This is a genomic window from Sphaerisporangium aureirubrum (genome assembly GCF_042658925.1).
Lineage (GTDB): Bacteria > Actinomycetota > Actinomycetes > Streptosporangiales > Streptosporangiaceae > Sphaerisporangium > Sphaerisporangium aureirubrum.
The window spans coordinates 97,903-111,164 of record NZ_JBHSRF010000003.1 but is presented as its reverse complement, the minus strand read 5'-3'; the positions used below and the strand labels follow the sequence as shown (position 1 = coordinate 111,164).

The following is a 13,262-nucleotide window of genomic DNA, read 5'->3' as shown; positions in this document are numbered from 1 at the left end:
GCCTCGGGGTCCAGGTCAGCGGCCCCACCTGCGGTGATCGATGTACTTCCCAAGCTGACAGCGCGGGTTCGGTTCCCGTCACCCGCTCCACTGCTAAGGCCCAGGTGGGGACCATGATCCCTACTCGGGCCTTGATCGTTTCCTAGACTCATTCTCACCGCCGTGCCAGATTCGTGGCAGATCGAGGCGGCGGCGCGGCGTGCCGCCGCGCGGCCCTCCACCCGCCCACCGTCTGGGCTGCGGCGTGGGCGCCGGTCCCGGACGGCGGCGGAAAGCGGCCGCCCGCCGCACCGCTCGTACGCCGCACCCACCCACCACACGCCACCGGGGTCGCGTCGCCACCTGACCGAGATTCACTCTCCGCCTTGTCGTCGCCGGCCAAACTCGCTTCTCGTCGTACGGCAGCGAGGGGCCTCAGAGTGGTGCAATACGCATATGAGTTGTCAGGGCTCCCCTGACGGCCTATGGTGTCAGGGGAGCCCTGACACCTTAGGAGTGTGCTGTGACACTGGCTGACACCATGACCGAACTCGCTCGGTGTTCCTTTTGTGGCAAGTCGTCCACTGAGGTGGACAAGCTTGTTGCCGGCGCTGGGGTGTATATCTGCAACGAGTGCGTGGCTCTGTCTGCGTCGATCATCGACGGAAGTCCCAAAAGGCCTGCGGGGGCGGGTGTGCCTGTGTGGGAGTTGCTGAGTGACGAGGAGATGCTTAGCCATATTCCGCGGGTCGCTGCGCATATCGAGCAGGCTGAGGCTGATTTGCGGTCGTGGGCACAGGAACTGCGGCGGCGTGGTGTCACCTGGGCCAGGCTTGGGGAAGCTCTTGGGATTACTCGCCAGTCTGCGTGGGAGCGGTTCTCTGGGGAGGAGTGACGCGGTCTGGGGCGGGCCGGCTGTGCTTGGAGATCCTCTACACAGCATGATCCCGGTATGGGTGGGCTGCGCATCGGGTGGCGACCCGCTTCGAAGCTTGAGATCATCCGATCATGTACCGGGCGGGCGTTACGGCCTTGATGGTTGTGGTGAAGGAAGCTGAGCCGGTGGTTGGACGGTGGCGGGAGCGTTTTGATTCCTCTGCTTCGGCTGGGGTTCCCGCGCATGTGACGGTGCTCGTGCCGTTCCTTCACAGTGGTCGCATCGACGCTGCGGTGATCGGCGAACTCAGGGGACTGTTCGGTGCGCACAGCTCGTTCACCGTTCGGTTCGACGAGTGTCGGCGTTTCGCCGACGTGCTCTATCTCGCGCCTTCGCCCGATCAGCCGTTTCGTGCCCTGACTGAGGACGTCGTGGCGCGGTGGCCCGAGGCGCCACCCTACGGTGGACAGTTCGCGGAGATCATCCCGCACCTGACTGTCGCTCACGGTCAGCAGGCGCACGTGTTCGACGAGGTGGAAGCCGCGTTGACCGCGCGGCTGCCCATTACTTCCAATATCGCGTCGGTCAGCCTCTTCGTCAGCGACGGCGACCGCTGGCGTCCCCGTACCGAGTTCCTGTTATCCGGTTGACCTCTCCACCCGCCAAGGCACAGCGTTCCGGGGGTCTCCGACGTCCTGCAGCTTGGCGTGGATCAGTACACCGTCCGCGACCCTGACTCAGCACGGGCTTGGCCCGACGCTCATACCTGCCACCACCTCGGCCGATGGGCCCGGTCCGGCGCGTCGTTTTGGTTGGTTCTGAACGCTTTGGGGGGTGAGTCGGCAAGTGGAGGGTGGAAGGCAAGCAGAGTCGAGGAAGGTCATGACGACAGATGCGGAACTGATCGGCAGATCGCTGGCGGGGGACAACGACGCCTTCATGGAGGTGATCTGCCGCCATGAAGGTGCTGTCGGGGCTTACCTCGCGCGGCGAGTGGGGCGGGAGGCGGCCGAGGATCTCCTCGGGGAGGTGTGGGTGGCGGCCTTCGAGTCCCGGAAGACCTATGACCTGTCGTTTCCCGAAGCGCGGCCGTGGTTGTACGGGGTGGCGCTGAACAAGCTGCGGCGTCACTTGCGGTCGCGGCCGGCCGAGGATCTCGTACCTGATGTGACGAGCATGGCGAACGGGTGGGATCCCTGGCCTGCGGTGGACGCTCGCGTGGACACTCAGGCGGCGCTCCGGCCGGCCTTGGACAGGCTCAGGCCGGAGGAACGAGAGGTGCTGACCCTGGTCGCCTGGGAGGACCTGACCGTCGCCGACGCGGCGCGGGCGCTCCGCATGCCGGCCGGGACGGCACGCCGGCTGCTGCACCAGGCCCGGATGGCGCTGCGGGACGCGCCGGAAGTGGTCGCGCTATTGATCGATCTCAACAGTGTGAAGGAAAGCCAGTGATCGTGGACGAGATGGATCTGGTCGGTCAGCTGAAGAACGCCGCACCCCTGCGGCCCGAGGCGTACGAGCGAGCGCGGAGGACGTTGCGGGGGGCGATGGCCGAGTCCGCGCGGGTGCCGGAGATGGCTCCCGTGCCTGCGGCTCCGGTTCGAAGGGAGAGATCTTCCCGGGTACGTCACCGCCGCTTGGGCATTCTGGGGAAAGCCGGTATCGGCGTCGGGATCGGCGCGGTCGCGGCCGCGGCGGCCATCGGGGTCGTCGCCCCGTCGACGTCCCGGCCCGCGCCGCCGGCAGGGGCGGCCTCCCAGGCACCCGCGGCCCAGGCACCCGCGGCCCAGGCACCCGCGGCCGATATCAAGCTGGTGTCCCTGGTGACCGACATCAAGGCGAGCGACGACCCCCTGACGGGAGACGCGTCGCTGGTCGTCCGGAACCAGACCATTGACAGCAGGCCGCCGGACGTCACCTACAACCTGTACACCGACAGCGGCGAGTACTACGTGACGGACACCGAGAGCGCGCTCCCGGCGGCGATCGCCGGTCACGACAACCTCGCCGAGGACGTGAATGCCCGTGAGGTGGCGGCGGCGCGCTACGCGGCGACCGGCGACCTCGGCACCGCGCGGAAGCAGATGGTCAACGCCACGCCCAACCCGTTCGGGCTGGGCCTCAGCCCCGCCGAGCAGAAGGAGGCGTGGGAGAAGGCGATGGCCAAGGATCAACACATCTTCCGGGAGAAGGGGATCACCCCGCCGAAGCAGCCCACCGGCAAGGCCCTGCGGAACCTCATCGACAACCACCTCTGGATCAACAGCGTGGACGCGCTGGCCCGAGGGGCGGCCAACCCGGAGATCCGGGCCGGCGTGCTCAACCTGCTTTCCACCATTCCCGAGGTCACCGTCAAGGATTCGACGACCGGCGGCCGGCCGACGCTGACCCTCACGGCGGGAGCGGCGCTGTTCGGAGGCAGCGCCGAAGAGGTGCTGACGATCGACGCCAAGACCGGGATGCCGATCCGCTCCGAGGTCGGTGCGCCGGGGCGGAAGCCGTCGTCCGTGACCACCTTCGAGGTCTCCCGGGTGACGCTGGCCGACGTCGAGGCCGGCAAGTCCTGACCGCACTCGGCACCCGGGGACTCAGCCGGGCTTGACGTGCGGGCCGTCCTCGCTGGGGGCAGGATGGCCCGCACGGTCACGTCGAGCCAGCATCCTGTCCCGAGGCGTCTACTGGCCGACGCGGCCGTCGATGCGCTCGCGCAGGAGGTCGGCGTGGCCGCAGTGCCGCGCGTACTCCGCGATCTGCGCCACCAGCATGTCGCGAAGCTGCAGGTCCGCCCCGTCGGGGCCGAGGTCGGAGACGCCGGCGTTCCGGGTGCCGAGGTCGGGGACTCCGGCCACGAACCGGTCGGTGAGCTCTACTTCGGCCCGCCACCGCCGCCAGGCGTCCTCGGCGACCGCCGGGTCGGCGATCGCGCCGTTCCAGTCGCCGTCACGGTCCTCGGCGGTGCAGTACAGCTTCGGCGCGTCCTCGCCGGCCATGACCCGGCGAAGGTGTCTCTCCCCCTCGGTCAGGTGCCGCACCAGCCCGAGCAGGGACATCGTGGACGGTGGTACGGATCGCCGGGCGAGTTGCTCGGCATCCAGGCCCGCGCATTTCATTTCCATGGTCAGGCGGTAGTGGCGCAGGTAGTCGAGCAGTATGCCGCGTTCGTCGACGGCCTCGACATCGGTTTCGCGCGGATCGTCGTCCGGGTCGACCCACATGTCGAGGTACACCGTCGACCTCGTCCAACGCGCGGGAACGGGTTCGCTCGCATCCGAGGTGGTCATCACCGCATGGTCGGCCATCCGGCCTCCGGACGCCACCGAATATCCGCGGCGGTCACCCGGCCTCGCGTCCCGTGGCCGCGCCGGGTGCCATCAGTTGATCATCGGCCGGAGGACGACCGAGGCACCGCTCTCCTTGCGGCGCCGTGTCCTGTCTGAATCAACGCCGACTTTCGGTTTTATGGCTCCGAATCCGGCCATGCCACCATTGTGTGATATGTGGGGTATGTCGGCATTCCAGAACGACGTACTCCTACGCCGCCGCATTAACACCCCGCATAATGCGCTTTCACTAATGGTCGTTCATGGAAGGCACGAAAGCTTGTCAAGACGTTAAGGGTATCGCCGAAGCGTCCGGCCATGCCTCCCTTGAGTGCTCTTGTTGCGTTCTCATCCTGACGTTTGGATCTGAGGAGGTTGTTCGCCAGAAGAAGGAGTCTTGAGAGTGAGTGCGCTGACCTACACCGTCCTCACCGATCCGACGTCGCTTGAGGCGTCAGTGGACGGGCGGACCCCGTCCACGGGGACGGTGTATCTGATGGTCACCAATACCGGAGAGGAGGTGGCCTGGTTGAGGATCGAGGTGCGGGTGCCTGTCGGCGACGCCGCGGGCCACCTGACCCCGGAACTCGGCACCATCGATCCGAAGGGGGAGTACACCGAAACCCTGGACACTCAGACGGACTTCCAAATCGAGCCCGACACCCAGCCGGTGAACATTCAGCAGAAGGGCGCCAACGTTCTGGAGGTCACTCCCCAGAGTGGTCTCATATCCGCTTTCGCACCCGGCGACTACATGTTACTGACCCTGGAGAACGTCACCGTCGCCCCTGCCGCCGGGGTGGTCGTGCTGATAGTGAGAGAAATCCTCAAAACCGATACCGGGTGGGAGACCAAGTACGCGGCGGTGCCGCTGGTGAAGGCGACGGCAAAGGAGATTCCGGCACCGCGCGACTTCCGGCCGGACAAGGCGATGCTGGACACCGGAGAAACCCTCACGCTGAGCTGGGACGGGTCTCCCGACTTCACCTATGAGATCGTGTTCCCGGGCGGACGGAGCCTCGTCTCGGGGGGTACCTGGTCACCGCCCACCCCGCGGCGGGCCACCACCTACATCCTCGTCGCCACCGACCCCACCACCGGGAAGCAGCACTTCCTCACCACCACCGTGCAGGTGCGCCATCCCGTCCTGGAATCGCTCACCGCCACCGACGGCATCGACACACCCTGGATCCAGGGGACCGACCACAAGGGGCGCGTCACATTCACCGACACCGGGGTGGAGATCTTCGACAACACGGGCGGGCAGGGTACCGTGACGGCCGACAAGGCCCTCTTGAACGGCGTGAACACCGAATGGGTGCAAGGACGAGGCGCCGACGACGGAAAGATCACCTTCCCCAGGGACGGGCTCGACGTCCGCCAGGGAAGCGGAGCGTGGGGAACCGTGCACGCCGACAAGGCAGACGTCGACGGCGTCAACACCAAATGGGTGCAGGGTCGGCACAAGGACGACGGATGGATCAGCTTCCCCAAGGAAGGGCTGAACGTGTATCGGGCGGGAACCCATGAGTGGGGGACCGTGTTCGCGAGGCACCACGGAATGGCTTCGGGAAAGACTCCCCCCGGACAGGGCTGGAGGGTTTACGCCCCCGACAGCATCTGCATCGACGTGGACACCAGCGCGGGTCAGTTCACCGGTGACCCCGTCTACCTCACCTCCATCGGAGGCGCCGGCGGCATGCAGTACGACCTGGTCGGCACCAGTGCGGTCTACGACATCACCACCAGCAAGTTCAGCGTCTACCTCAAATGGCGCGACGACCGCGAACTGACTCCCGCCATGGCCCAGCAGTTCGGCTGGTACATCAACTGGATCGGCTACGACGCCCCCTGACCTCGGCGGTCTTCGCCGACACGGTCGGCGAAGACCGCCTCCAGGTACCACACCACGATCTGGCCGCGGTACGGCGGCGACCGGACGACGGCGGAGCGGACGGGTCGTTGTGATCAGTCCTTCACGGCGCCGGCGGTGATGCCGGCGGCGACGTAACGCTGGGCGATGACGAGCAGGACGGTCGCGGGGATGGAGGCGATGACGGCGGTGGCCATGATGGCGTTCCACTGCTGGTTGTTGTTGCCGATGTAGTGGTAGATGCCGAGCGTGATCGGCTGGTGGTCGCCGCCCTGGTCCAGGGTGCTGGCGAAGATGAAGTCCGACCAGGCCCACAGGAAGGCGAACAGCGACACCGTGATGAGGGAGTTGCGGCTGACCGGCAGCACGACCGACCAGAACGTGCGCAGCACCCCCGCGCCGTCCACCCGGGCCGCCTGCAGGAGCTCCTCGGGGATGCCGGACATGAACGCGGTGAAGACCAGCACCGCGAACGGCACCGCGAGGGTGGAGTCGGCGATGATGAGTCCGGGGATCGTGTTGAGCATGCCGGTGCTGAGGAAGATGGCGTAGAACCCCATCGCCATGATGATCCCCGGGATCATCTGCGCGATCAGCAGAACAAAGCTCAGCGTCCCGCCGCCGCGCGGGCGCAGCTTGGCCAGTGAGTAGCCGGCCGGCGCCCCGATCAGCAGGGTCACGGCGACCGTGCCCAGCCCGACCACCAGGCTGGCGGCCAGGTACGGCCCCTGCTGCTCCAGCACCGCTCGGTAGCCGTCCAATGTCCCGTGGACCGGGAACAGGTACGGCGGGCTCTTGCGCATGTCTTGGTCGCGGGTGAAGGACACGTTGATCATCCAGTAGACCGGGAACAGCATCACGCCGGTCAGCACCAGCCCGATCGCGGTCTTCCCCCGGCTGCGCACGGCGCTCATGCGTAAGCCTGCTTTCTCTGCAGGTAGATGTAGACCAGCCCGAACGCCAGGGCCATGACGATCAGCAGGTTGCCGACCGCCGAGCCGGGGCCGAAGGCCGGCAGCAGGTTCCCGAAGCCCAGCCGGTAGGACCACGTCGCCAGCGTCGTGGACGAGTCGCTGGGGCCGCCCTTGGTCATGATCCAGATGATGTCGAAGACCTTCAGCGTGTAGACCAGCCCCAGCAGCAGCGTGATCGCCGACACCGGCCGCAGCAGAGGGAAGGTCACCTTCCAGAACCGCTGCCAGCCGTTGGCGCCGTCCAGCTCGGCCGCCTCGTTGACCTGCACCGGGATCGCCTGGAGGCCGCTGTACAGCACGACGAGGTTGAACGGGATGCCGATCCAGATGTTGGCGATGGTCACCGACCACAGCGACCAGTCCGGCGAGGTCAGCCAGTTGACCGGTGCCGCTCCGAGCGCTCCCAGCAGCGCGTTGACCAGGCCGGAGTCGCTGTTGAGCAGCCATGACCACGTCGAGGACGACACGATCAGCGGCAGTAGCCAGGGCACCAGGAACAGCGCGCGCAGGGTCGCCGACAGCCGGAAGTGCCGCGTGAAGAACAGCGCCAGGCCGAGCCCGATCGTGAACTGGAACACCAGCGACACCGAGGTGAACACGACCGTGTGCCACAGCGCCGGACCGAACGTCGGGTCCGCGAAGACCTTGCCGTAGTTGGCGAACCCGGTGAACGGCGCGCCACCCTGCACGAACGACCGGACGGTGTAGTTTCGCAGGCTGAGGTCCAGGTTGTTGTAGAGCGGATAAGCGTAGAAGACCAGCAGGTAGACGACGACCGGCGCGAGGAACGCCCACGCCGCCCACTGCCCGGACCACCGGCGCCGCACGGCCGCGCGCCGCCAGCCGTGGGACGGTGGGGCCGGAGCCCGCCTCCGCCGCTCGCCCGCGACGGACGAGGCGGGCGTCTGTGTCAGGTGATTCATGGTGCCCTTCATCTGGCTGAGAGCCGGGGGTGGCCCAGGACCCCGGGGCGGCGACGCGCCCCGGGGCCCTCCCCCGGCCCGCATACGCCGGTCCTATTGGGTGGCGCTCGCCGCCGTGGACTGGGCGGCGGCCAGTGCCGCCTGCGGCGGCTCCGCCCCGCTGAGAGCGGCCTGCACCGCCTTCCACATGGGCTCGGAGATCTTCGGGTACTTGGTGCCGAGATCGTCACTGGTGCGGCCCTTGGCTGCCTTGACCGCCGAGACCCATACCTTCAGGGCCGGGTTCTCCGCCACCTGCTTGTCCTGAACCTCGGCCGTCGGTGCGATGTACGACAGCGTGGTGTCGGTGGTGTAGGAGTTCTCGGTGCTCGTCAGGCACGTGACGAGCTTCTGGGAGGTGGCGTAGCGGGCCTGGTCGTTCTGGACCGGGATGGTGACGAACTCGCCGCCGGTCGGGGCGGGGGCGGTGCCGCCGTCCTTGGCGGGAACGGGGATGATGCCGTACTCGAACCCGGCCTTCTCGGCGTTGGCGAGCTGCCAGGTGCCGTTCTCGGCGAAGGCGAAGTCGCCGGTCGCGAACTCCTGCCAGCTGGTGGTCTGGGTGTTGTTGATGACGGAGTTGGGGGCGTACCCCTTCTTCACCCAGTCGGTCCAGAGCGACAGCGCCGAGACGCCCTCGGGAGAGTCGAGCTTGGTGAGTTGCGCGCCCGATCCCCAGAACCAGGGCAGGAACTGGAAGCTGCCCTCCTCGGTCCCGATCGCCGAGAACGTGATGCCCTTCTTCCCGGACGCCTTCACCTTGTCCAGCGCCGCCGTCAGCGAGGCCCAGTCCTTCACCGAGCCGGCGTCCACTCCGGCCTTGGCCAGCACCTTCTTGTTGTAGTACAGCGCGAGGGTGTTCGCCCCGATCGGCACGCCGTACGTCTTGCCACCGGTCTGCCCGGCGGCCAGCAGGTTGGGCTCGGCGGCCGAGGTGTCGAGCTTCGTGTCGGCGGTCGTGGTGAGCACACCCCCCTCCGCCAGGGTCGACACCACCGGGTTGTCCACGATCAGGACGTCCGGGGAGTTGCCCTGCTGGGCCGCCAGCAGCGCCTTGTTGGTCAGGTCGGTGGTGTCGTAACCCGTCCGCTTGACGGTCACGCCGGCCTCGGTCCCGCAGGACGTGAGGAGCTTCACCCATGCCGAGGTGTCGTCGAACTGCGGGTAGGGGTCCCAGATCGTGTACGTGCCGCCCCCGGCGTTCGTGCCCGAGGAGCTGGAGGAACCGGGGGACTGCGCGCCGGACGAGCACGCCGCGGCACCGCTCACCGCCGTGATGGCGGCCAGGGCGGCTCCGAGGCACCGCCGTCCCGCATGGCGTCTTTCCATCTGTCTTCCTTTCGAAGCCGGAGCACCGGCTCGGTCCGTCGTCGGCCCGCGCGGGTTCGCACGGTCAGGATGCGATCCCGCGCGGAGTCAGGTGAGCTGGATGTAGTCCAGCTCCGCGTAACCGGTCCCGCCGGCGAAGCCGGGAGAGCCCTTGGCCAGGCGGATCACGTTGTAGCCCGCGCGAAGGTTGACGGTCGTGGCGACCGTGGCGCCGAACTGGCCCCAGGCGGAGGTGGGCGGATAGCTCACGGTCGTCCAGGCGCCGCCGTTGTAGGCGAGCCCCTGCGTGGCGGTCGCCCCGGTGGCGTTGGCGTAGCCGACGGTCATCGTGTAGGACCGGGCGGTGGGCACGTTGACGACGAAGTCCACGTAGCTGTCGGTGCGGTGCGTGCTCGTGTTGTTGTCGATGCGCCCGACGTAGCCGCTCTCGGACGCGCTGGAGGCGGTGAGCCGCTGCGCGCGGAAGACCGACGCGTTCTCCGCCTCGTAGCGCTGCTGGTAGGAGGGGACACCGCTGGTCGGCTGGACGACCAGGTTGTAGGCGCTCGTGGCGGACATGTTGGGCACCGAGACGCTGATCGCCCCGTTGCTCACCGTGTAGGTGCTCGTGGAGATCGTGGTGGGTGCCGTCACGGCGGTGAAGCGGCCGTTGGAGGGTGTCGACTGCAGGGTCACCCGGACGGAGGAGCCGAGCGCGCCGATGCCCGTGACGCGGACCGTGTTCGTGCCGGACTCGTTGCCGAAGACCACGTTGACGATCTTGCGGGTGCCGTCGTAGGCGGCGAAGCCGTCCAGCCCGGCCTGGTTGGCCGGGGTGGTGGCGACCATCCTGCCCGCCATGTCGCCGTACCACTTGTACAGCCACCACGTGCCGGTGGGCTGGTTGTTGTTGACCACCAGGCCGTTCATCGTGCCGTACTCGTACCAGAAGGCACGGTGCGCCGACTCGACGCCGCCTCGCTCCAGCTTGCCGACGTAGCTGGCGATCCGGCCGGGGACGTCCACCTCGCTCGTCGCGGCGTACTCGTTGATGGAGATGCGGCGGGGGCTGATGCCGAGCGACGTCTCCAGCGAACGGTAGTCGGCGATGTTGGCCGCGATGTTGTTGGGGCTGCCCAGCTCGTGCCAGCAGATGATGTCGGGGAGCGTCCCGGTCGCCTTGGCGTTGCTCAGGAAGGACGACAGCCAGGAGCGGTTGTAGTAGGAGGTGCTCGGCCCGACGATCGGCGTCGTGGTGTCCAGCGCGCGGACGGCCCGGAAGGTGCGCACCCAGCCGTCGTTGAAGGAGCCGGCGGCCCCGGTGTTCCACGTCCAGTCCGGCTCGTTCCACAGTTCCCAGCCGGCGATGTTGGTCACCGAGGTCGCGTTGAGGCGTGCGCGGACCATCGTGTCCACCTTGGCCAGCCAGTCGTTCCAGCTCACCCACTGGTAGGGGAAGTTGGGGTAGATGTCCGGCATCCGGATGTACTCCCCGGCGCCGACCCGGCTGGCCTGCGGCGCCACCAGCAGCGCGTCGCCGCCGGGCGGCTGGCCGTTGGGCCGCTGGCCCACGCCGGGAGCGGGCTGCGTCAGCGAGTTGACCTTGAGGGGCAGCAGGGTGGAGTCGTCCGGCCTGCTGTTCTCGGCCAGGCCGTACAGGCCGCCGGCGGCGACGTGTGTGACGGGCCGGATCGGCTGGGCGACGTTCACGGTGAGGGTGGCTCCCGCCGCCTCGGCGGGGGCCAGGGGGACGAGGGCGCCGAGCCCTGCGGCCAGCAGGGCCGCGGTCAGCCTGATCGCGCGTCGCGACGTGGGCCGGGGTGTGCGCATGAGCTACCTCGCTCTCTCTGTGATCAGATGGGGGGTGAGCAGGAGGTAAAAACAGGACGGCCCTCCCGAGACGACGAGGGGACGGTCCTACGCGGGCCGGCGCGGCCCGCCGGTGTCATCCGGCGGTGGTGACCGGAACCCAGACCCGCATCGGGCCTTCGCTCCGGTTGCCCCACAGGAAGTACGGCACCGCCGTGAACGTGAGCGGGCCGCTGGTCCGCTCCCGCCCCGCGCCGGCGGTGTAGAGCGCGTCGCCGGGGTCGGCGAGCAGGCCGCGCGCGCCGAGGACGACCGGGATGTGCGGAAGGTCCGCCCGGGGACCCGCCGTGATCGGAGCGGCGGGGTCCAGCCGCACGTCCTCCAGTACCGCGCCGGACGGCAGGTCGGCCTGCTCGACGCAGTACACGAGCGGCCCCCGCGCCAGGGCGACGCATCCGCGCACCGCGTCGACACGCGGGTGCGCGCGGACCTGCCGCACCGGCATGTCGAGGTCGAGGACGACGCGCGTGCCCGGCGTCCACTCGCGGGTGAGCCGGACGTAGCCGTCCCGCGCGGACGCCGGCATCTGCTCGCCGTCGACGCTCACCGTGTACGCCTCGCACCATCCCGGAACCCGGAGCGCGAGCGTCCACGGGGCTTGGACGTCGTCCCCGTGCACGCTCAGCTCGATCCGGCCCTGCCAGGGATACGCCGTGCGCACCGCCACCCTGACCGTCCGGCCCGCCACGGTGGTGGTGAGGGACGCGTCGCCGTACAGGTGGACCTGCAGGCCGGTGTGGTCGGCGGTGGCCAGATAGCCGGGCAGGGACGCCATGAGCCGGGCGATGTTCGGTGGGCAGCAGGCGCACGAGTACCAGGGCAGGCGCCGTGACGCCGCCTCCTCGCCCGAGCCCTCGTGCCCGGTGCGCGACTGGAGGGGGTTGGAGTAGAAGAAATGCCTGCCGTCGGCGGACACGGCGGGGGCGACGGCGTTGTGGAGGACGCGTTCCATCTCGTCGGCGTAGCGGGCCCGGCCGGTGGCCAGCAGCAGCCGCCAGTTCCAATGGAAACTCGCGATCGCCGCGCAGGTCTCGCCGTAGGCGCGGTCGGGCGGCAGTTCGTACGGGTCGCCGTACGCCTCCTCCCTGTGCCGGGAGCCGTGCGCGCCGGTGACGTAGGTCCGCGTGCCGAAGGCGTCGTCCCACAGCCGTTCGGCCGCGTCGAGCATCGCGCGGTCGCCGGTCTCCATGGCGACGTCGGTCATGCCGGCCAGCAGGTACAACTGCCGGACGGCGTGCCCGGTGACCTCCCGGGCCTCCCGTACGGGCACGTGGTCCTGGTAGTAGCGGGGGCCGAACCGGCCCTCCCCGAGGAGCCCGCGCCCGCGCAGGTCGAGGAAGCGCCGGGCCAGGTCCAGGTACGGCCGGTGGCCGGTGAGCCGGTACAGCTCGGCGAGCGCGGTCTCGATCTCCGGATGCCCGCACACCTCTTCGACGCCCCCCGGGCCGAACCGCTCCACGAGCAGGTCGGCGAAGCGGCGGGCGATCGACAGCAGGCCCGGGTGAGCGCCGACCCGGCCGCCGGCGACCGCGGCCTGGATCAGGTGTCCGGCGCAGTACAGCTCATGGCTCCAGTTCGGCCTGCGCCACCGCGCGTCCGGCTCGGCGATGGTGAAGTAGGAGTTGAGGTAGCCGTCGGGCTGCTGGGCACGGGCGAGCAGCGCGGCGGTGGTGTCGACGAACTCCTTCAGACGGGTGTCGCCGGGGGAGGTCCCCAGTTCCCACAGGGCCGCCTCCAGCGTCTTGTGGACGTCGGAATCGGCGAACCACATGCCGGTGAAGGGCTGGTCCCCCTCCCCCGCGGCGGCCTGAAGGTTGCCGATGTTGCCCTTGCTGTACAGGTTGTCCACGCAGTGCGGCAGGGTTTCCTCGGTGTTGCGCCGCCTCCAGCGGCCGAGCAGGCCGTCCGGGTGCAGAAGGGCCTGGTCCAGGCCGAGGGGCCGGAGCGCGGCGACGGCACCCGGCCCGGGGACGACCGGCCCGGCGGGGCCGCGGAGAGCGGACAAGGCCGGCTCCATCGCGCCGCCGACGGGGGCCGGCTTGTCTGACAGCTTCTGCTCGGTCATTCCGATCTTTCGTGTGGTGACGTGCCGGTCTCCGG

The 13,262-nt window shown here is 68.8% G+C and carries 11 protein-coding genes; 5 read left to right on the top strand and 6 right to left on the bottom strand.

Going from position 1 to position 13,262, the window contains the following annotated elements; translation table 11 throughout:
• Positions 1-502 precede the first annotated feature (502 nt).
• The 4 genes from ACFP1K_RS03230 to ACFP1K_RS03215 all read left to right on the top strand — a co-directional run bounded on the left by ACFP1K_RS03230 (position 503) and on the right by ACFP1K_RS03215 (position 3,423).
• Positions 503-874, top strand: coding sequence for a ClpX C4-type zinc finger protein (locus ACFP1K_RS03230; protein WP_380746937.1), 372 nt, complete (start codon positions 503-505; stop codon positions 872-874).
• Positions 875-987: 113 nt separating this feature from the next.
• On the top strand, positions 988-1,506 hold the full coding sequence (locus tag ACFP1K_RS03225; RefSeq protein WP_380746936.1) for a 2'-5' RNA ligase family protein: 519 nt from the start codon (positions 988-990) through the stop codon (positions 1,504-1,506).
• A gap of 232 nt (positions 1,507-1,738) precedes the next feature.
• The gene (locus ACFP1K_RS03220) at positions 1,739-2,308 is read left to right on the top strand and encodes an RNA polymerase sigma factor (RefSeq protein WP_380746935.1); all 570 of its coding nucleotides are present in this window, start codon (positions 1,739-1,741) and stop codon (positions 2,306-2,308) included.
• Positions 2,309-2,493: 185 nt separating this feature from the next.
• Positions 2,494-3,423, top strand: a complete 930-nt coding sequence (locus tag ACFP1K_RS03215; RefSeq protein WP_380746934.1) for a hypothetical protein — start codon at positions 2,494-2,496, stop codon at positions 3,421-3,423.
• Positions 3,424-3,531: 108 nt separating this feature from the next.
• Here the strand turns inward: ACFP1K_RS03215 and ACFP1K_RS03210 are convergent, their stop codons facing one another.
• Positions 3,532-4,137, bottom strand: coding sequence for a DinB family protein (locus tag ACFP1K_RS03210; RefSeq protein ID WP_380746933.1), 606 nt, complete (start codon positions 4,135-4,137; stop codon positions 3,532-3,534).
• A 442-nt stretch (positions 4,138-4,579) separates the two neighbouring features.
• On the opposite strand from ACFP1K_RS03210, the gene ACFP1K_RS03205 reads away from it, so the two are divergent.
• Positions 4,580-6,031: a hypothetical protein gene (locus tag ACFP1K_RS03205; RefSeq protein WP_380746932.1), complete on the top strand. Its 1,452-nt coding sequence runs from the start codon at positions 4,580-4,582 to the stop codon at positions 6,029-6,031.
• A 113-nt stretch (positions 6,032-6,144) separates the two neighbouring features.
• Here the strand turns inward: ACFP1K_RS03205 and ACFP1K_RS03200 are convergent, their stop codons facing one another.
• The 5 genes from ACFP1K_RS03200 to ACFP1K_RS03180 form a co-directional block, all read right to left on the bottom strand.
• Complete coding sequence (locus ACFP1K_RS03200) at positions 6,145-6,963, bottom strand: carbohydrate ABC transporter permease (RefSeq protein WP_380746931.1); 819 nt, start codon at positions 6,961-6,963, stop codon at positions 6,145-6,147.
• Entirely contained in the window at positions 6,960-7,946 is a 987-nt protein-coding gene (locus ACFP1K_RS03195; protein ID WP_380746930.1) for a carbohydrate ABC transporter permease, read from the bottom strand. The genes ACFP1K_RS03200 and ACFP1K_RS03195 overlap by 4 nt, the downstream gene beginning before the upstream one ends.
• 93 nt (positions 7,947-8,039) lie before the next feature.
• Entirely contained in the window at positions 8,040-9,314 is a 1,275-nt protein-coding gene (locus ACFP1K_RS03190; protein ID WP_380746928.1) for a sugar ABC transporter substrate-binding protein, read from the bottom strand.
• Positions 9,315-9,401: 87 nt separating this feature from the next.
• Positions 9,402-11,123, bottom strand: a complete 1,722-nt coding sequence (locus ACFP1K_RS03185) for a hypothetical protein (protein WP_380746926.1) — start codon at positions 11,121-11,123, stop codon at positions 9,402-9,404.
• 115 nt (positions 11,124-11,238) lie between these two features.
• Entirely contained in the window at positions 11,239-13,167 is a 1,929-nt protein-coding gene (locus tag ACFP1K_RS03180; protein ID WP_380746924.1) for a glycoside hydrolase family 127 protein, read from the bottom strand.
• Between the last annotated feature and the right edge of the window lie 95 nt (positions 13,168-13,262).

Bases quoted from the DNA above. Each gene is read 5' to 3' on its own strand.
- ACFP1K_RS03185 (WP_380746926.1), bottom strand. From the start codon at position 11,123: ATGCGCACACCCCGGCCCACGTCGCGACGCGCGATCAGGCTGACCGCG.
- ACFP1K_RS03225 (WP_380746936.1), top strand. From the start codon at position 988: ATGTACCGGGCGGGCGTTACGGCCTTGATGGTTGTGGTGAAGGAAGCT.
- ACFP1K_RS03195 (WP_380746930.1), bottom strand. From the start codon at position 7,946: ATGAATCACCTGACACAGACGCCCGCCTCGTCCGTCGCGGGCGAGCGG.
- ACFP1K_RS03210 (WP_380746933.1), bottom strand. From the start codon at position 4,137: ATGACCACCTCGGATGCGAGCGAACCCGTTCCCGCGCGTTGGACGAGG.
- ACFP1K_RS03200 (WP_380746931.1), bottom strand. From the start codon at position 6,963: ATGAGCGCCGTGCGCAGCCGGGGGAAGACCGCGATCGGGCTGGTGCTG.
- ACFP1K_RS03190 (WP_380746928.1), bottom strand. From the start codon at position 9,314: ATGGAAAGACGCCATGCGGGACGGCGGTGCCTCGGAGCCGCCCTGGCC.
- ACFP1K_RS03220 (WP_380746935.1), top strand. From the start codon at position 1,739: ATGACGACAGATGCGGAACTGATCGGCAGATCGCTGGCGGGGGACAAC.